General features: G+C 74.8%; 15 protein-coding genes. 8 read left to right on the top strand and 7 right to left on the bottom strand.

Annotated elements, in window-relative coordinates; genetic code table 11:
* Positions 1–229 precede the first annotated feature (229 nt).
* The 3 genes from AC1VWI_RS20970 to AC1VWI_RS20960 all read left to right on the top strand — a co-directional run bounded on the left by AC1VWI_RS20970 (position 230) and on the right by AC1VWI_RS20960 (position 3,331).
* On the top strand, positions 230–1,366 hold the full coding sequence (locus AC1VWI_RS20970; RefSeq protein ID WP_499512550.1) for a selina-4(15),7(11)-diene synthase: 1,137 nt from the start codon (positions 230–232) through the stop codon (positions 1,364–1,366).
* A gap of 28 nt (positions 1,367–1,394) precedes the next feature.
* Positions 1,395–2,747 carry a cytochrome P450 gene (locus tag AC1VWI_RS20965; protein ID WP_499512549.1) on the top strand — a complete coding sequence of 451 codons (1,353 nt, stop codon included), beginning with the start codon at positions 1,395–1,397 and terminating at the stop codon, positions 2,745–2,747.
* A gap of 149 nt (positions 2,748–2,896) precedes the next feature.
* Positions 2,897–3,331, top strand: coding sequence for a GNAT family N-acetyltransferase (locus AC1VWI_RS20960; protein ID WP_499512548.1), 435 nt, complete (start codon positions 2,897–2,899; stop codon positions 3,329–3,331).
* A 28-nt stretch (positions 3,332–3,359) separates the two neighbouring features.
* Here AC1VWI_RS20960 and AC1VWI_RS20955 read toward each other — a convergent pair whose 3' ends face one another.
* From AC1VWI_RS20955 to mptB, 3 genes are read right to left on the bottom strand one after another with little or no spacing between them, the layout of a single operon-like run.
* A complete protein-coding gene (locus tag AC1VWI_RS20955) occupies positions 3,360–4,589 on the bottom strand; it encodes a S8 family peptidase (RefSeq protein WP_499512547.1) in 1,230 nt (409 codons plus the stop codon).
* A gap of 46 nt (positions 4,590–4,635) precedes the next feature.
* On the bottom strand, positions 4,636–5,796 hold the full coding sequence (locus AC1VWI_RS20950) for a glycosyltransferase 87 family protein (protein WP_499512546.1): 1,161 nt from the start codon (positions 5,794–5,796) through the stop codon (positions 4,636–4,638).
* Positions 5,793–7,106, bottom strand: a complete 1,314-nt coding sequence (gene mptB, locus AC1VWI_RS20945; protein ID WP_499516877.1) for a polyprenol phosphomannose-dependent alpha 1,6 mannosyltransferase MptB — start codon at positions 7,104–7,106, stop codon at positions 5,793–5,795. The genes AC1VWI_RS20950 and mptB overlap by 4 nt, the downstream gene beginning before the upstream one ends.
* A 112-nt stretch (positions 7,107–7,218) precedes the next feature.
* On the opposite strand from mptB, the gene AC1VWI_RS20940 reads away from it, so the two are divergent.
* Both AC1VWI_RS20940 and AC1VWI_RS20935 read left to right on the top strand, forming a co-directional pair.
* Entirely contained in the window at positions 7,219–7,968 is a 750-nt protein-coding gene (locus AC1VWI_RS20940) for a hypothetical protein (protein ID WP_499512545.1), read from the top strand.
* A 476-nt stretch (positions 7,969–8,444) separates the two neighbouring features.
* Entirely contained in the window at positions 8,445–9,653 is a 1,209-nt protein-coding gene (locus tag AC1VWI_RS20935) for a DUF2786 domain-containing protein (RefSeq protein ID WP_499516876.1), read from the top strand.
* Positions 9,654–9,699: 46 nt separating this feature from the next.
* On the opposite strand, the gene AC1VWI_RS20930 is transcribed toward AC1VWI_RS20935, so the two are convergent.
* The 3 genes from AC1VWI_RS20930 to AC1VWI_RS20920 all read right to left on the bottom strand — a co-directional run bounded on the left by AC1VWI_RS20930 (position 9,700) and on the right by AC1VWI_RS20920 (position 13,186).
* A complete protein-coding gene (locus tag AC1VWI_RS20930) occupies positions 9,700–10,212 on the bottom strand; it encodes a pyridoxamine 5'-phosphate oxidase family protein (protein ID WP_499512544.1) in 513 nt (170 codons plus the stop codon).
* Between the two features lie 18 nt (positions 10,213–10,230).
* On the bottom strand, positions 10,231–11,772 hold the full coding sequence (locus AC1VWI_RS20925; RefSeq protein ID WP_499512543.1) for a vWA domain-containing protein: 1,542 nt from the start codon (positions 11,770–11,772) through the stop codon (positions 10,231–10,233).
* Between the two features lie 184 nt (positions 11,773–11,956).
* The gene (locus tag AC1VWI_RS20920; protein ID WP_499512542.1) at positions 11,957–13,186 is read right to left on the bottom strand and encodes an APC family permease; all 1,230 of its coding nucleotides are present in this window, start codon (positions 13,184–13,186) and stop codon (positions 11,957–11,959) included.
* A gap of 152 nt (positions 13,187–13,338) precedes the next feature.
* On the opposite strand from AC1VWI_RS20920, the gene AC1VWI_RS20915 reads away from it, so the two are divergent.
* Genes AC1VWI_RS20915 through AC1VWI_RS20905 form a run of 3 tightly spaced genes read left to right on the top strand, consistent with a single transcriptional unit; the run spans position 13,339 to position 16,230 of the window.
* Positions 13,339–14,238: an alpha/beta fold hydrolase gene (locus AC1VWI_RS20915; RefSeq protein ID WP_499512541.1), complete on the top strand. Its 900-nt coding sequence runs from the start codon at positions 13,339–13,341 to the stop codon at positions 14,236–14,238.
* Complete coding sequence (locus AC1VWI_RS20910) at positions 14,235–15,107, top strand: metal-dependent hydrolase (protein ID WP_499512540.1); 873 nt, start codon at positions 14,235–14,237, stop codon at positions 15,105–15,107. The genes AC1VWI_RS20915 and AC1VWI_RS20910 overlap by 4 nt, the downstream gene beginning before the upstream one ends.
* 13 nt (positions 15,108–15,120) lie before the next feature.
* Positions 15,121–16,230 (top strand): PDR/VanB family oxidoreductase, encoded by a 1,110-nt coding sequence (locus AC1VWI_RS20905; protein WP_499512539.1) that lies wholly within the window; start codon positions 15,121–15,123, stop codon positions 16,228–16,230.
* 14 nt (positions 16,231–16,244) lie between these two features.
* Here AC1VWI_RS20905 and AC1VWI_RS20900 read toward each other — a convergent pair whose 3' ends face one another.
* Positions 16,245–17,273, bottom strand: a complete 1,029-nt coding sequence (locus AC1VWI_RS20900; RefSeq protein ID WP_499512538.1) for a rod shape-determining protein — start codon at positions 17,271–17,273, stop codon at positions 16,245–16,247.
* Between the last annotated feature and the right edge of the window lie 74 nt (positions 17,274–17,347).

Raw genomic sequence — 17,347 nt, 5'->3', positions numbered from 1 at the left:
TTTCCGCCTGGTGACGGCGCGAGGGCGCGCCGTCCGCGCACACGGCGCACGCCCGGCGCAAGCATTGCGTGGGCCAACTACCTTCCACATGGCGAGATCTGGCCACTTGACTGCATGGCCATATGCCGGAGTAATGGTCGCTGTAAATGATCCACTCGTGTTCCGCTTGGGCATGTGCCAGGCGAAATTGCCGGTGGTCAGAGGGTTGACAACTGAGAGGTGACCGTCAGTGGGGCCCGACCTGATAGTTCCACCGATCTACTCTCCACTCAGTCCGGCCATCCATCCCAGCCACGCCGCCATCGACGCGCGGACCGCCGAATGGGCCGACCACTTCTCCATCGGCTCCGACGCGCTCCGCAGCCGCCTCGTGCAGCACGACATCGGTACCTTCGCGGCACGCATCCTCCCGGATGGCCGCGAGGAGGTCATCACCATCACCGCGGACTTCATCATCTGGCTCTTCGGCGTTGACGACGGCTACTGCGAGGAAGGCGACATCGGGACCCGGCCGGGCGATCTCATGGGGGCGCTCTCCCGCTTGCTGCGCATAGCCCAGAACCCCGAGGTCTCGATGCTGGCGGACGATCCGCTGGCGCAGGGGCTGCGGGACCTCCGCTACCGGATGGACGTGTTCGGCACTCCAGGTCAGGTCGCCCGCTGGGTCGACGCCCTGCGCGAGTACTTCTCCTCCGTCGTGTGGGAGGCGTCCTTCAGGAGTCGCGGCACCGTACCGGACCTCAACGACTACACGCTCATGCGGATCTACGACGGCGCCACGTCCGTGATGATGCCGCTGCTGGAGATGGGGCACGGCTACGAGCTCCAGCCGCTGGAGAGGGACCTCACCGCGGTGCGTGCCGCGGCCGAGATGGCGTACTTCATCATCTGCTGGGACAACGACATCTTCTCGCACCACAAGGAGGAGCGGGCAGGCGGCTTCTACCTGAACGTGGTGCGCGTGCTCGCCGAGGAGCGGGGGCTTCCGCAGGACAAGGCCCTCACCCTGGCCATCGCACAGCGTGACCGCGTGATGAACCTCTTCCTCCGTGTCTCGGACCATCTGAGGATCTTCGGCAGTCCACAGCTGCGACAGTTCCTCGACAGCCTCGGCCACTTCATACGCGGGGCCCAGGACTGGGGCGTCAGCTCGGTCCGCTACACCACACCCGATGATCCGGCGAACCTCCCCTCGACCTTCTGTGACACACCCAGCGACGACAGTCTGGATCCGCTGGGCATCCCGGCGATCGACTGGTGGTGGGATCTGCTTCCCGAGAGGGAACCGTCCCGTCCGTCACACGAGTTCACCCAAACGGCAACCCTCGACTCCTTCATACACCCGATCGCACAGCGCACGGCGTAGATTCCGCGAAAGAAGAGGAGTTCTCGGGGTGAATGCAGACTTGCGCTCGGTTCCGCGCGCCCCCGGTCGGCTTCCGCTCATCGGCCACGTCTGGCCGCTGGCGCGCAATGCCCTTGGTTTTGTCACGTCGCTCCGCGACACCGGTGACCTGGTCCGGGTCGACGTCGGCACGATGCCCGTCTACTTCGTGAACAGCCCCGCGCTGGTGAACGAGTTGCTGGTCACCAAGGGGCGCAGCTTCGAGAAGGGGCGCTTCTTCGACCGGCTGAAGGTCCTGGTGGGGGAGGGGCTGGTCACCGCCGGGGGAGACACCCACCGCAGGCACCGCCGCCTGATGCAGCCGATGTTCCACCGGACCCGCATCGCCGGCTACGCCGAAGTCATGGCAACTCAGGCACGGGCGACGGCCGACTCGTGGCGCCCGGGGGACACCGTCGCCGTGGAGCGGGAGATGGCCGCCATGGTGGTCAACACGCTTGCGGGGACGATGTTCTCGACGGACATCGGCAAGCCCGCGGTCGACGCCATACGGGTGCACCTGCCGGTCATCGTCAACACCCTGCTCCTGCGCACCGCCTCACCCAAGTTCCTCGACAGGGTTCCCATCCCGGCCAACCGCCGTTTCGACGCCGCGGCGGGCGCACTCCTCCGGGTCATCGACGAGGTCGTCGCAGCCGCCCGCGAATCCGGCGACACGGACCGGCCCGACCTGCTGTCGACACTGCTCGCGGCGCGTGACGCGGACACCGGCGAGGCCCTGACGGACGTGGAGGTCAGGGACGAACTCAGCACCATCCTCTTCGCCGGTGCGGAGAACACCGCGACCACGCTCACCTGGGCGTTCCACGAGATCGCACGGCACCCCGAGGTCGAGGAGCGGCTGCTGGCCGAGATCGCGGCGGTATCGGGGTCCGGCCCGGTTGGGCTGGAGCACGTCGCCGCGTACGAGTACCTGTCGCGGGTCATCAACGAAGTGGTCAGGCTGCACGGTGTCACCCTGCTGATGCGCCGTGCCGTCGAGCCCGTCGAACTCGGTGGGGTGACCCTGCCCGCCGGCACCGAGGTCGCCTTCAGCCTCTACGCCCTGCACCGGGACCGCCGTTCGTTCCCGGACCCGGAGCGGTTCGACCCGGACCGGTGGCTGCCGGAGCGCAGTGCGGACCTGCCGCGGGGGGCGTTCGTCCCGTTCGGCTCGGGGACCCGCAAGTGCATAGGGGATTCCTTCGCCTGGACGCAGATGATCATCTCGCTGGCCACGGTGCTGGGCCGGCGGCGGCTGCGGCCGGCCCCGGGCCACACGGCACGGGAGGTCACCGCGGCGGTGCCGCACCCCGACCGGCTGCCGATGGTGGTCGAGGCCCGGGAGCGGGTCGAGGTCTAGGGGCCGTCCGCGCCCCGGGCCGGGTGGGTGTGCGCCGTCTCGCCGATCAACGGCGGCGCACAACCGCTCGGCCTTTGCCGTGCTGAACGCCGCGGCGACTTGATCCGTACCGGAGCGCGGCGGGCGCCGGCGCCTCCTAGGATCACGCCATGGAACTGACGTTCGTGGACGTGAAGTCTGGTGAACCGGCCATGACCGCTGAAGTCGGGCCGCTGATCAGGGCGTTGAGACCGGCTCTGACCGCCGACGGGTTCGCGGCCTTCGCCGCCGAGGCGCATGACCAGGGGGTGGTCTTCACGGCGGCGCTGGACGAGCGGGAGCGCTACCTGGGGGTGGCCACGCACCGGGTGCTGACCACCAGCAGGGGGCGGCTGCTGCTGGTCGACGACCTGGTCACGGCGCTGGACGCGCGTGGCGCGGGGGTGGGCACGCGGTTGCTGGCGGAGGTGGAGGCCAGGGCCCGGGCGGCGGGCTGCGAGCGGCTGGAGCTGGACGCGGGCGTCGCCAACCACGGGGCGCACCGCTTCTTCCACGCCCGCCGCATGGCGATCACGGCGCTGCACCTCGCGCGCGAACTCACCTGACGGGCGGGGCGCGGGACGGCGGGGCCGTTCAGAGGTCCCCGGCGAAGGCCACCAGCTGCGGGGTGCCCCACGGTTCGGGGACCGCGGTCCGGGTGGCGTGGTCGAGGAGCCACTTCTTCAGCACCTCGAAGCCGGCGTCCCCGTAGGTGTCCTTGTAGAGCGCGGCGATGCCGGTGACGTGGGGGGCCGCCATCGACGTGCCGCTCATGATCGCGTAGAGCCCGCCGGGGAAGGCGGAGGCGATGTCGACACCGGGCGCGTTCAGGTTGACGCAGCTGCCGAAGTTGCTGAACGCCGCCCGGTGGTCGGCCCGGTCGGTCGCGGCGACGGTGAAGGACTCCGTCGCGCTCGCCGGGGAGATGACGCAGGAGCTGACGTCGTCGTTGCCGGCCGCGACGACCGGGAAGACCCCGGCCCGGGCCAGCGCGTCCAGGGTCTCGTTCATCGTCGGGGAGTAGAGGCCGCCCAGCGAGATGTTGGCCACGGCGGGCTTCACCGCGTGCTGGGCGACCCAGTTGATCCCGGCGATGATGCCGGAGTTGGGGCCGCGCGCCTCGCAGTCCAGCACGCGTACGGAGACCAGCGAGACCGCCCGGGCGACCCCGGTGTGCTCGCCGCCGACCGTGCCGGCGACGTGCGTGCCGTGGCCCGCGCAGTCCGCGGCGTTGCGGCCGTCGTCCATCTCGTCGATGCCGGGCCTGGCGCGGCCGCCGAACTCCGGGTGGGTGAAGTCGATCCCGCTGTCGATGATGTACGCGGTGACCTTGGCGCCGGTCGCGCGGACGGTGAAGCCGTGCGTGGCCGGGGCGCGGTTGCTCACGCGCTCCAGGCCCCAGAACCGGCCGGTGCCGTCGGCCGGGGGCGGGCTGCCCGGCATCCGGCGGCTGGTCGACACCGGGATCCGGTCCTCCGCGGGCAGGGTGACCGTGGTGTCCTGCTCGACGCCGCGCACCGAGGGCAGCGCCCGTACCCGGGCCAGTTGCCGTCCGGTGAGCGGGGCGGCGAAGCCCCGCATCACGCTGTCGTACACGTGGGCCGGGGTGATCCCGGCCGCGCTCGCGACGGCGGAGGGGTCGCTGTCCGGGGCCAGGGTGACGATGTAGCGGCCGGGGATGGAGTTCGGCGCCCCGACGCCGAGCAGGGGTGCCAGGGCGACGGAGGAGTGCGCCTGTGCGGGCACCGGCGCGGGGAGGGCGGCCAGCGCGGGGACGGCGGTGATCAGCAGCGCGGCGAACGTCCGGCGCAGGGACACACGCATGTGTCGATCTCCTCGGGACTCGGCGGACGGCTCGGCCGACGGGCCGTCAGCCGGCCCTCTCCCCCACCCTGTCAGCCAGGATCGGACGCGGGCGCGCCCTGCTACGCCATCCGGGCCGGGGCGCGACGAGCAGCCCCAGGCCGATCCACACGTAGGCGCTGCCGCCCACGAGGGTGCCCGGGCCGCCGGTGCCGGGGTCGCCCCGCCACAGCCACACGACGCTGCTGCAGAGCAGGACGTAGCTGCCGACCGCCGCGACCGTCAGGCCCCGGGTCCGTACCCGCAGCGCCTCGCCGGCCAGCGCCGCCAACGCCGGGATCAGCCACACCAGGTGGTGCACCCAGGTCACCGGGCTGACCAGGCAGGCCGTCACCCCCGTGAGGGCGACGCCCGTCGTGACGCCGGACCGGCGCACCTTGTACGCCCACACCGCCAGCACCGCGACCACGGCCACCGCCCACACCCACGTGGGTGCGTCGAGCCGGGCGAAGGTGCCGCGCAGCGACTGGTTCGAGGCGTACGACAGCGAGCCGACGCGGTCGGTGTCCCACATCGCCCGGGTCCAGAAGTCGCGGGACGCGCCGGGCGCGGCCAGCGCCGCCAGCAGGGTCGCCCCGGTCGCGGTGGCGGCCGCGGTGAGGCCGGCGCGGCGGTGCCCGGCGAGCAGCAGCCACCCGATGAACAGCGCGGGCGTCAGCTTCACGGCGGCGGCGAGGCCGATCGCGCACCCGGCCCAGCGGCTGCCGCGGCGCAGCAGTTCGGCGTCGGCGAGCACCAGGGCGAGCAGGACCAGGTTGACCTGCCCGAAGGTGAAGGTGTCGTGGACCGGCTCCAGGAGCGCCATCAGGCACACGGCCAGCACCATCGCGTACCAGGGGGTCCAGCCCTCGCGGCGCACGATCGGCCACACCGTCCACCACAGGACGGCCGCCGCGGCGCAGATGTTGAGGGCGGCCGCGCAGACGACGGCCGCGGGCCAGCTCACCAGGGTCAGCGGCAGCATGCACAGCGCGGCGAACGGCGGGTAGGTGAAGCCGTACGTCGTCCCGGGACTGAGGTAGTCGTAGACGCCGACGCCGTCGTGCGTCCAGGCGTTGACGGTGCCCCAGTACACGCCGAGGTCGAACCAGTGCCGGTGCAGCGGCACGGTGGCCAGGAAGAGCGCGGTCGCGACCACGGCGGCGGCCGCCGTCACGATCCGCCTCATGAGGCGAACGCGGGACGTACGAGCCGGACCAGCCGCAGCGCGGCGAGCGGGAGCAGCGCGAGGGCCGCACCCGTGGCCGCCAGGGCGATCTGACGGGGCGTCGCGGCGAACCCGCTGGGCAGCACCACGAGCGCCAGCACCGCGCTGGCGAGCGCGGCGATCCGCCGCACCCGGCCGTCGGGTGCGGCCACGGCGAGCGGCACGAGTCCCCACAGCAGGTACCAGGGGCGGATGGCCGGGCCCAGCAGCGCCACCGCGAGCAGGCTGATCCCCAGGGCGTACACCGGCCCGAGCCGTTCGCGGTACAGCCACACGGCGGCGATGACGAGCGCGGCCGCGGCCATGCCGAGCAGCCGCCACACGTCCGGGGTGCCGACGAACCGTCCCAGGACGTTGACCAGGGACCAGTTGGAGGCCGAGGCGGGCGTGGTCAGCGCGCCGATCCAGCCGTAGCCGACGCCGGTGACGGCGGTGACCGCCACAGTGGCCGCGCCGGCGACCGCCGCCGTGGCCGCCCCGGCGCGTGCCAGGCGCCGGCGGCCCTCCAGGTGTTCGGCCCACAGGCTGGCCACGACCAGCAGTCCGAGCGCCGCGGGCGCCTTGACCAGGGCGGCCAGGGTGACCAGCGTGGCGGCCACGACCGGGCGTCGGGCGAGTGCCGCGCCCAGGCCCGCGCCGAGCAGGCCCAGCATCACGGCGTCGTTGTGCGCCCCCGCCACCAGGTGCAGCAGCACCAGCGGGTTGAGCGCCCCCAGCCACACGGCCGCGGCCGGGTCCGCGCCGCAGCGCCGGGCGAGCCGCGGCAGCAGCGTGGCCAGCAGGGCCACCCCCAGCAGCGCCAGTGCCCGCATCCCGGCGACCCCGGCGTGCGCCCCGAAGCGCGCCAGCGCCAGGAACGCCGGCCCGTAGGGCGCGGGGCTGTTCCGCCAGATCGCCGGCACCTCGGCCGCCGCCGTACCTCCCAGCACGCCCGGCCCGTGCGTGTAGGCGTCGATGCCCGCGTTCACCATCGTGCCCTGCGCCAGGTAGCTGTAGACGTCCCTGCTGAACAGCGGCGGGGCCAGCAGCAGCGGTGCCGCCCACACGGCGAACGTCGTCAGCAGCGCGCGTATCGACGGGGGCCGGGGCCCGCGCACCAGCCGGCCGAGCTGCCACCACGCCGCGACGAGCAGCCCGAGGCCGAAGTACGCCACCAGCAGTCCGGCCGCCGCCTGCCCCTGCGGCAGCGCGATCCCGTCCCGTACCGGCAGCGCCCCCGCGGCCCTGCCGCCGACCGCCAGCGCGGCGGTACCGGCCAGTCCGAGAGCCATCGTGCGAGTCACGCCCGCACGTTCCCATCACCGGATGTCCGCCGGACGACCGGCGGGCGACCGGCGGATGACCGGCCCGGACGCGCGGCGCCCGCTTCGCTACGGTGAGGGCATGTTCACACCCGGGGAACGCGACCGCCTGCGGGCCCGGCTGCTCGGTCTGGCCGCGGACGACCCGGACGTCACCGGGGCCGCGCTCACCGGTTCGCTCGCGGTCCCGGGCGGCGGCGACCGGTGGTCCGACGTCGACCTGGTGCTCGGGGTGCGGGGCGAGGTGGGCACGGCGCTGGCCCGCTGGACGGCGTGGCTGTACGGGGTCGGGTTCGGTGCGCTGCACCACTGGGAGCTGCCGGCGGGGGCGACCGTCTACCGGGTGTTCTTGCTGCCGGGGGCGCTGGAGGCGGACCTGGCGTTCACGCCGGAGGAGGAGTTCGGGCCCCGGGGGCCGCAGTGGCGGACGGTGTTCGGCGCCGCGGGCCGGGCGCCGGAGGCGGCGCCGGCCGACCCGGGGACGCCGGCGGGGCTCGGCTGGCACCACGTCCTGCACGCCGCGGCGAGCATCGAGCGGGGCCGGCTGTGGCAGGCCGAGCACTGGATCGGAGCGGTGCGCACCCAGGTCATCGCCCTCGCCTGCCTGCGCCTTGGGCACCCCGCGGCCTACGCCAAGGGCGCCGACCTGCTGCCGGACGAGGTCACGGGGCCGCTGCACGCGACGCTGGTGCGCTCGGCGGAGCCGGCCGAACTGCGCCGCGCGCTCGCCGCGGCCGCGTCCGCCCTCGGGCGTGAAGTGGCCCGCGCCGACCCGGAACTGGCGCAGCGCCTGTGGCCGGTCCTGGTGGAGCGGGGCGGCGCGGCCGGCTGATCCCGGCGGCGGCCGCCACGATGATCTCCGTGACGTGGCCGGGTTGTTCGAGGAGGACGCCGTGCCCGGCCGGTGAGGTCGATGTCGTCGGCGGTGCCGCCGACGGCGCGCAGCCGGGCGACGAGGGAGCGGCGGGGCAGGGTCTTCAGCGCGACCGCCCAGGCCGCCGTGCCCAGCACTGGTGGCTGGTCGAGCCGGCAGGCTGCGGCCGACGACGACGTCGCAGCCCGTGTCGGCGGCGAGCCGTCCCATGAGGCGGGCGCGGTTCCCGATCGACAGGTCCCCGGGAGTGGGGCCGCGCCCGTGACCGGGCAGGGCGACGGCCACCGGGCCGCATCCGGCGGCCGCCGGCGCGGGCTCGGCCGTGACGTCGGCGTGGAACCCGGTCGTGTGGATGTCCCGGCCCGCCGGGGCGGGCGGGCACGGTGCTCCGTGCGCGGCGTGTCGGTGCGATCCTGAACCGCGTGCGAGATGCGATGACGGTGGTCGAGGCGGCGTTCGCCGGTGTCCTGGGGGCGCCGGAGGGGGACGTCGAGACGGCGCTGGACGCCGGGGCGTCGGCGATGGCGGCGGCGGAGGCCGGGTGGGACGAGGTCGGCCGGGCGGTGGCGACCGCGGTGGGCGGGCTGCTGCGGGGTTGCCGGGCGCGCGGCTGGGAGGACGCCGACCTGCTGCGGATGGTGCGCCGCGAACTGCGCCCGGAGCACGTGCGGCTCGCCGGGCGCCTGACCGCCGACGGGGGCGGTGACCCGGCGGGCCTCCTGACGGCGTACGGGGCGGCCGAACGGCTGGACCGCTTCACCGTGGCGACGGCCGTGCTGGAGCTCGTCCGCCTGCTGGGGCGGCTGCCCGGGATCACGCCGCCGGCGGCGCCCGCGCCCGCCGCGGGAGGTGCCGGCGGTGCGGGGCATCCGATGCTGCGGCGGATCAGGGCGCTGCTGGCGAAGGCGGAGTCCACGGCCTTCCCCGAGGAGGCGGAGGCGCTGAGCGCGAAGGCCCAGCACCTGATGGCACGGCACAGCGTGGACGAGGCGCTGGTCGCGGGTACGGCACCGGGCGGCGGCGGTCCCGGCGCGCGGCGGATCGGCGTGGAGCGTCCGTACGAGGCGCCGAAGGCGCTGCTGCTGGACGCGGTCGCGGCGGCGAACCGCTGCCGTGCCGTGTGGTCGGCGGAGTTCGGCTTCTCGACCGTCGTGGGCTGGGAGGCCGACCTGGAGGCCGTGGAGGTGCTGTACACCTCGCTGCTGGTGCAGGCCGAGGCGGCCATGCGCGGCGGCGGCGCCCCGGGGCCGGCCACGCGTCGCCCGGGACGCAGGGGCGGCAAGGGCGGCGCCAGGGGCGGGGACCTGTCGCGGGACTTCCGCGAGTCCTTCCTCATCGCCTACGCGGGCCGGATCGGCGAGCGCCTGGCCGCGGCCGCCCGTGACGCGACGGAGGAAGCCGCGGAGGCGGGCGGGTCCACGGAGGTGCTCCCCGTGCTGGCGGCCCGCGAGGTCGCCGTCGGCCGCGCCGTGGACGCGATGTTCCCCGAGACCCGCACGGAGCGGCTCAGGGGCCGCGACCGCGAGGGCTGGGAACGCGGTACCGCCGCCGCCGACCGTGCCGCCTTCCACGGCCCGGCCGGCGCCGGACCGGGACGGGCGCGTGGCCGGGGCCCGGGTCCGGCCCCGGGCTCCCGGGGGTGAGGCCGGACCTCCGGCACGGCCTGCGCCACGTCCCGGCCACGTGCGCCTAGAACAGCCACCGGGTCTGGCTGTAGGTGGTGCCGCGGGCGTAGGCGAAGGCCGTGGTGGGTTCCACCTCGTACACCAGGGCCTCGTGGCCCTCGCCGACGAGGACCTGGTCGCCGACGTCGAAGTGCCATCCGGAGCCGTACTTGGTCTCGTACGCCGCGGCGATCCGGTGCAGCTGGTTCTCGCTGCGCACGCGGGCCGCCTTGCCCTCGAGCACCACGTCCAGGCCCTCGCCGAGCGCGTTGTTGCCGGTGGTGAGGACGACCCGGCCGTTGCGGGCGAGGTTCTTGGCCTTGCGCTCGTCGGCGCCGGTGCAGAAGTGCAGGGCGTCGTCCAGCCAGACCCCGATGAGCGGGGTGACGTGGGGGCGGCCGTCGGGACGGACGGTGGTCAGCCAGTAGATCTCGGCTCCGGCCAGGTGCCCGCGGGCGTCGTGCCAGGTGGTGGGGGCCGCGCCGGTGCTGCTGAAGCGGGCGTCGAGCCGCGGCTCGGGTTCCTTCTCTTCTGTCATGGGTTCACTGATACTCCATCAGCCCGCGCGCAGCGCGTACGCGCTGTCCACGGCTTCCGCCAGGTCGCGTACCGCGGGGTCCTCGGTGGTCGCCGCCAGGGCGTGCGCGCGGTCGCCGAGGCGGGCGAGGCCGGGGGCGCCGGGCAGCTGCTCCTCGCCGGTGTCGTAGGTGCGCAGCGCGTCGGCGAAGTAGGCGGCCACCGCGTCCACCCGGAGCCGCGGCGAGGTGCCGGAGTCCCACAGCCGGCCGGCCAGCCGGTCCGCCTCGACGGCGCCCGACGCCTCGTGCGGGGAGCGGTCGTGCGGGTCGAGCCAGCGCACGGTCGCGGTGGCGACGTGGCCGCGGGCGCCCGCCTTCAGGCGTACGGCGTAGAGCGCGGTGACGGTGTGGCCGGGGCCGACCTCGCCGCCGTCGACGCGGTCGTCGCGGAAGTCCTCGTCGGCGACGGCGCGGTCCTCGAAGCCGATCAGGCGGTAGCGCTCGACGGTGTTCGGGTCGAAGGAGACCTGGGCCTTGGCGTCGCGGGCGCGCAGGCCGATGTTGACGGGCAGCTGGTCCACGAACAGGGCACGGGCCTCGGCCGGGGTGGAGACGTACGAGGTGTGGCCGTCGCCCTTGTCGACCAGCCGCTCCATCAGTTCGTCGCCGTACTCGCTGCCGACGCCGACCCCGAACAGGGCGACGCCGTGCTGTGAGCGGGCCCGGTCGATCCGCTCCAGGAGGGCGTCGGGGTCCGTCTGCCCGGTGTTGGCGAGGGCGTCGGAGAGCAGGACGACCCGGTTGGTGGCTCCGCGCCGGGCGCTCTCCAGGGCCACGTCGTAGCCGGTGCGCAGGCCCGCCTCCAGGTTGGTGGAGTCCTCCGGCGCGAGGCGGTCGACGACGGACAGGGCGCGCTGCCGGGCGCCCCCGGTGCCGAGCCGGGTCGCCGGCAGGGCGACCCGCGCGCGGTCGCTGAAGGTCACCACGGCCAGGGAGTCGTCGTCCCGCAGCTCGCCGACCGCGGCACGGAGCGCCTTCTGGACGAGGTCCAGCCGGCCCGGGTCGCCCATGGAGCCGGAGACGTCCACGACGAAGGTGAGCACGGCCGGCGGCCGGTTCCCCTCGTCGGCGGGGCGGGTGGCGAGGCCGACCCGCAGGAGGGACCAGCCCTCCTCGTCGCCGATGCGGGCGCCGTCGACGGTGACGGAGAAGCCGTCGCCCTCGGGGGCGGGGTAGTCCTGGCGGAAGCTGTTGACGAACTCCTCGTGGCGCACGTCCGCGGGGGAGGGCAGCGAGCCCTCGTCGAGCCGCCGCTTGGCGTAGCCGTACGAGGCGGTGTCGACGTCCAGCGCGAAGGTCGACAGCTGTGACGCGTCGGGCGCCCGCTCCAGGCCCCGGTCCTCGTCCGTGCCCTGCCCGTTCCACTCGGAGCCGCCGTCCTTGGGGGCGCCGTCCGCGCCCCGCACCGGTCCGGGCCGCCGCGTGTCACCGGCGTGGCCCCGGTCCGTGTTCGCGCCGCAACCCGTCAGGACCGCTCCGGCCGCCACCGCCGCCAGCACCGCCGCCGTGATCCGCCGCATCACCGTCACCTGCTTCCCCCGGGGGCGCCCCCTGCGCCTTCTGCGACTGTGACGCAGGACGGGGCGGACGGGTGGCATCGGGGCCGTTGCGGATGGATCTCAGTCGGGCAACGCCCCCTCGCCCGGGACGGCTTGGCGGGCGTGGCCGGCCGGTGGGGAGTTGGCCTGCGGGGTGGGGTGGGCGTCAGGCGGGCCGGGTGTGGCGGGCGCGTGCCGCGTACAGCGCCGCCCCGGTGGCGAGGACGGCGGCGCCCGCGGCGACGGAGGTCCAGGGGAGGGCGAAGGCCAGGGCGAGGCAGCCGAGCAGCCCGAGGGCGGGGACGGCGCGCCGGACGCCGGGGCCCACGGTCCAGGCGGAGGCGTTGGCGACGGCGTAGTAGGCGAGGACGCCGAAGGAGGAGAAGCCGATCGCCCCGCGCAGGTCGGCGGTGGCGGCGAGCACGGCGACGACCGCGCCGACGGCGAGTTCGGCGTGGTGCGGCACCCCGGACCGGGGGTGCACCGCGGCCAGGGTCCGCGGCAGGTGCCCGTCGCGGGCCATGGCCAGGGTGGTGCGGGAGACCCCGAGGATCAGCGCGAGCAGGGATCCGGTGGCGGCGACCGCCGCGCCCACCCGCATCAGCGGCGCGAGGCCGTCCGCGGCGTCGGCCAGGGGCGCCGCGGAACGGGCGAGCCCCTGCGGGCCCAGCACCGCGAGGAGGGCGACGGCGACGGCGGCGTAGACGGCCAGGGTGATGCCGAGGGCGAGCGGGATGGCCCGGGGGATGGTGCGCGCCGGGTCCTTGACCTCCTCGCCGAGCGTGGCGATCCTGGCGTACCCGGCGAAGGCGAAGAAGAGCAGGCCGGCCGCCTGCAGCACCCCGCCGGCGGTCGCGTCGGCCCCGATGTCCAGCCGGGCGGCGTCCGCGTCGCCGCCGGTGAACGCGGCGACCACGAAGGCCGCGAGCACCGCGAGGACGACCGCGACGATGCCCCGGGTGAGCCAGGCCGCCTTCTGCACGCCCGCGTAGTTGACGGCGGTGAGCGCCACGACCGCGGCGACGCCGACCGCCCGTTGCTGCTCCGGCCAGGCGTACGCGCCGATCGTCAGGGCCATCGCCCCGCAGGAGGCGGTCTTGCCGACGACGAAGGACCAGCCCGCCAGGTAGCCCCAGAACGGCCCGAGTCGCTCGCGCCCGTAGACGTAGGTCCCGCCCGAGGCGGGGTGGAGCGCGGCGAGCCGGGCCGAGGACATGGCGTTGCAGTAGGCGACGACGGCGGCCGCCGCGAGCCCGAGCAGCAGCCCGGACCCCGCCGCGCGGGCGGCCGGGGCGAAGGCCGCGAAGACCCCGGCGCCGATCATCGAGCCGAGCCCGACGACGGTGGCGTCGAAGACGCCGAGCCGTCGTCGCAGTATCGCGTTCTCACCGGTCACGGCGCCAAAGCTATACCGTCCCACTGCTAGACACCGCGTCAACAAGCTGCCATCGTGGCCGCCGGGAACGGCGACGCGACGACGGCGCAACAAGGACGCGACGACCGACCGACGACGCGGTGACGCGAAGGCGAAGACGAAGGGCGGCGGACATGGCGCAGCGCTGGGTCACGGCCTCCGACGGGGTGCGGCTGGCGGTGTACGAGCAGGGGGACCCGGCCGGGACCACGGTGCTGTGCGTGCACGGCTTCCCCGACGACCACGGTGTGTGGGACGGCGTCGCGGGGCGCCTCGCCGCCCGCGGCTTCCACGTCGTGACCTACGACGTGCGCGGCTCGGGCGCCTCGGACGTCCCACGCCGTACCCGCGCCTACCGGCTGCCGCAGCTCGCCGCCGACACCACCGCCGTCGCCGACGCGGTCAGCCCGCGGGCCCCGGTCCACCTGCTCACCCACGACTGGGGGTCGGTGCAGAGCTGGCACACCGTCAGCACCCCGGAGCTCGCCCACCGCTACGCCTCGATCACCTCGATCTCCGGCCCCGACCTGGACCACACCGGCCGCTGGTACCGCGCCCAGCTGCGCCGGCCGACGCCCGCCCGCCTGCTGAAGCTCGCCAAGCAGTCGCTGGCCTCGCAGTACGTCGGCTTCTTCCACCTGGCGGGGGTCGCCGAGCTCGCCTGCCGCAGCGGCTTCCTGGACAGCGTCGTCACGGCCCTGCGCCGCCTGGAGACCGGCGAGGGCCCCTCCGGCTACGGCCCAGGGCTCGCCGCCCGCAACCGTGCCGGGCTCAAGCTCTACCGCGCCAACGTGCTGCCCCGCATGTTCCGCCCCCGGGTCCGGCACGCCGCGCTCCCCGCGGTCGTGCTGGCCCCGTCCAAGGACGTGTTCGTCCTGCCGCCCTGGCAGGCCGAGATCACCGACTGGGCACCCGGGGCCGAGGTCCACCACGTCGACGGCGGCCACTGGCTGCCGTCCCACCGCCCGGACCTCGTCGCCGAGCACGCCGCCCGCCTGGTCGAACGTGTCGAGAAGGAAGGGACCGCGGCATGACCGCCGAGCCCGAGCACCTCGTCCTCAAGCCGCGCGACGTGCACTGGGACTGGGACGGCCTGCCCGTCCGCTACCTGGACGACGACGCCTTCCTCACCCACTTCGCCAACGTCCTCAACATCCTGCTGCCCGAGGGCGAGGACTGGTTCCTCACCGTCTTCCAGCAGACCGTGCCGATGATCGGGGACGACCGGCTGCGCGAGGACGTCATCGGCTTCATCGGCCAGGAGGCGATGCACTCCCAGGCCCACCAGTCACTGCTGGGCCACTTCAACGACGCGGGTCTGGACACCGAGGGGTTCGTCGCCCAACTGCGCTGGTTCTTCCAGGAGATGCTCGGCGACCGCGGTCTGACCGGCAGGGCCGCCCACGGCTGGCTCGTCGAGCGCGTCGCGATCATCGCCGCCATCGAGCACGTGACGTCCTTCCTCGGCGACTGGATCCTGAACGCGCACGCGCTGGACGCCCTCGACAAGCACGAGAAGGCCGGGGCCGTCCTCGACCTCTACCGCTGGCACGGGGCGGAGGAGGTCGAGCACCGCGCCGTCGCGTACGACCTGTTCACCCATCTTGACGGCCGCTACCGGCACCGGGTGCGGGCGCACCTGGTCGCCTTCCCCGTGTTGCTCTACTGGTGGGTGCGCGGACTGCGCTGCCTCATGGCCGAGGACCCGGTGGGCGCCGGGAAGCCGCGCTGGCGCGACTGGTACCGCGGTGCCCGGCGGGGGCTGCTGCCGCCGCCGCGCGCGGTCGTCCGGCTCTTCTTCTCCTACCTGCGGCCCGGCTACCACCCGTCGCGGTACGGGTCCACCACGCAGGCCGTCGCCTACCTCGCGTCCTCGCCCGCCGCGCGCGCGGCGCTCCACTAGGGGGTCCCCGCACGTGTCCCTGCCCGACCCGAGCACCCTTCCCCCGCATCCGGCATGGGCGACCCCGCCGCCCCGCCGGGCCGGCGGCTCCCGTCCGGAGCCGCTGCTCGCGCTGCTCGCCCGGATCACCCCGCTGCTGGTGCGCGGCAGCGGGCGGCGGCCGGCGCGCGAACCGGCCGCCGTGGACCGCTCGCTGGCCCTGCGCGTCGCCGAGGTCACCGCGGCGGCCGAGGGCGTCGTGGGGCTGCGGCTGGTACGGGCGGACGGCGGCACCGCCGCGCTGCCTGCCTGGCACCCCGGTGCCCACCTCGACCTCGACCTGCCGTCCGGGCGCCGCCGCCAGTACAGCCTGTGCGGCGACCCGGCCGAACGGGACGCCTACCGGGTGGCGGTGCGGCTCGTCCCGGACGGGGAGGGCGGGTCCCGCGAGATGCACGCCCTCGCCCCGGGCGCGGTCCTGCGCACCCTCGGCCCGCGCAACGCCTTCCCCCTGGCCCTGACCGGCTCCGGGTCGCTGCTCTTCCTCGCGGGCGGCATCGGGATCACGCCGATCCTGCCGATGGTGCGCGCCGCGGCCGCCGCCGGGGCGGACTGGCGCCTGGTGTACGCGGGGCGCAGCAGGGCGACGCTGCCGTTCCTGGCGGAGCTGGCCGGGCTCGCGGGGCGCGAGCCGTGGCGGGTGCGGGTCCGCACCGACGAGGAGGCCGGTGGTCCCCTGACGGGGGCGGAGCTGCTGGCGGGCGCGGACGTGGGTACGGCGGTCTACTTCTGCGGTCCGCCCGCGCTGATCCCCGCGCTGCGCCCGGCCCCGGTGCTGCACGTGGAGCGCTTCTCGCCGCCGCCGATCACGGACGGCACCGCCTTCGAGATGCAGCTCGGCCGGGACGGGGAGGTGCTCCCCGTCCCGGCCGACCGCACCGCGCTCTCCGTCCTGACGGGGGCGCGGCCCGCGACGTCGTACTCCTGCCGCCAGGGCTTCTGCGGCACGTGCCGGGTCCGGGTCCTGGCGGGCGCGGACGCGGTCCGCCACGGCGGCAGTGCGACCGCCCGCCGCACGGACGACGCGATGCTCGTCTGCGTCTCGCGGGGAGCCGCCGGCTCCCGTCTCGTCCTGGACGTCTGAACCCGGCCCGGGGCCTACACGGACAGCGGGTCGAGCGGCATCGGGACGGGGTGGCCCTCCATCATCGCGCCCAGCCCGCGCACCGCGCAGACGTCGGGCCGGTCCGCGATCGTGACCGGCATCCCGGTGGCCTGACGGAGCATCATGTCCAGGCCGGGCAGCAGCGCGCTGCCGCCCGCGAGCATGATGCCGCGGTCGGTGAGGTCGGCGACCAGGTCCGGCGGGCACCGCCTGAGCGTCTGGCCGATCCCGTCGACCAGCGTCGCCATGGGCATCCGGATCGCCTGCCGCACCGCCTCGGTGTCGACGCGGACCGTACGGGCGATGCCGCTGGCGACGTCGCGCCCCTGGACCTCGGCGCTGGGCGCGGTGGGGCCGGGCGCCGAGAGGATCTCGTGCAGCGGCCGTACCGACTGGCTGGGCAGCACCAGTTCGTGGGTGTTGCGCAGGTGCTGGACGACGGCGTGGTCGATCGCCTCGCCGCCCACCGCGATGGTCTCCGCCGCGACGATCGCGCCCATCGACATGACCGCGATCTGCGTGGTGCTCGCCCCGGCCAGCATGATCATCGTCGCCTCGGGCTGCTCGACCGGCAGTCCGCACCCGATGGCGGCCGCGATGACGGAGTCGACGAGCTCGACCCGCCGCGAACCGAGGCCGTACATCGTCTCGACGGCGGCCCGCTGGGCCAGCGGTCCGCTGCCGTTGGGGGTGCAGACGGCCGCCCGGAGCATCGGCTTGCGCCGCCAGGCCTTGCGGAGCTGACCGCCCAGCAGGTGACGGAGCATGCGCTGGGCCATCTCGATGTCGACGACCATGCCGGCCTGGATGGGGCGGACCACGCGGATGTGCTCGGGCGTGCGGCCCGTCATCTTCTCGGCGAGCGAGCCGACCGCGATGAGGGCACCGCTGTGCGCGTTGACGGCGGCCACGCTGGGCTCGTCCACGACGAGTCCCTGGTGCTTGAGGTAGACACGGGTGCGCGACGCCCCGAGGTCGACGGCAACGGAGCAACGACGCAGATGCGCCAGACTGACGGTCACGGCAGATCCTCCCCGAGGGGCCGGTTCCCGGGCCCGCCCCTGCGGCGGCCCGTTTGATCATCGTGCGGGCGCAA

Source organism: Streptomyces sp. TOM-9 (assembly GCF_056858595.1).
This window is presented reverse-complemented; position numbering and strand designations above follow the sequence as displayed.

Excerpts from the sequence above, each read along its gene's own strand:
- AC1VWI_RS20960 (WP_499512548.1), top strand. The coding sequence starts at position 2,897 with ATGGAACTGACGTTCGTGGACGTGAAGTCTGGTGAACCGGCCATGACC.
- AC1VWI_RS20955 (WP_499512547.1), bottom strand. The coding sequence starts at position 4,589 with ATGCGTGTGTCCCTGCGCCGGACGTTCGCCGCGCTGCTGATCACCGCC.
- AC1VWI_RS20950 (WP_499512546.1), bottom strand. The coding sequence starts at position 5,796 with ATGAGGCGGATCGTGACGGCGGCCGCCGCCGTGGTCGCGACCGCGCTC.
- mptB (WP_499516877.1), bottom strand. The coding sequence starts at position 7,106 with ATGGCTCTCGGACTGGCCGGTACCGCCGCGCTGGCGGTCGGCGGCAGG.
- AC1VWI_RS20940 (WP_499512545.1), top strand. The coding sequence starts at position 7,219 with ATGTTCACACCCGGGGAACGCGACCGCCTGCGGGCCCGGCTGCTCGGT.
- AC1VWI_RS20935 (WP_499516876.1), top strand. The coding sequence starts at position 8,445 with ATGACGGTGGTCGAGGCGGCGTTCGCCGGTGTCCTGGGGGCGCCGGAG.
- AC1VWI_RS20930 (WP_499512544.1), bottom strand. The coding sequence starts at position 10,212 with ATGACAGAAGAGAAGGAACCCGAGCCGCGGCTCGACGCCCGCTTCAGC.
- AC1VWI_RS20925 (WP_499512543.1), bottom strand. The coding sequence starts at position 11,772 with ATGCGGCGGATCACGGCGGCGGTGCTGGCGGCGGTGGCGGCCGGAGCG.
- AC1VWI_RS20915 (WP_499512541.1), top strand. The coding sequence starts at position 13,339 with ATGGCGCAGCGCTGGGTCACGGCCTCCGACGGGGTGCGGCTGGCGGTG.
- AC1VWI_RS20910 (WP_499512540.1), top strand. The coding sequence starts at position 14,235 with ATGACCGCCGAGCCCGAGCACCTCGTCCTCAAGCCGCGCGACGTGCAC.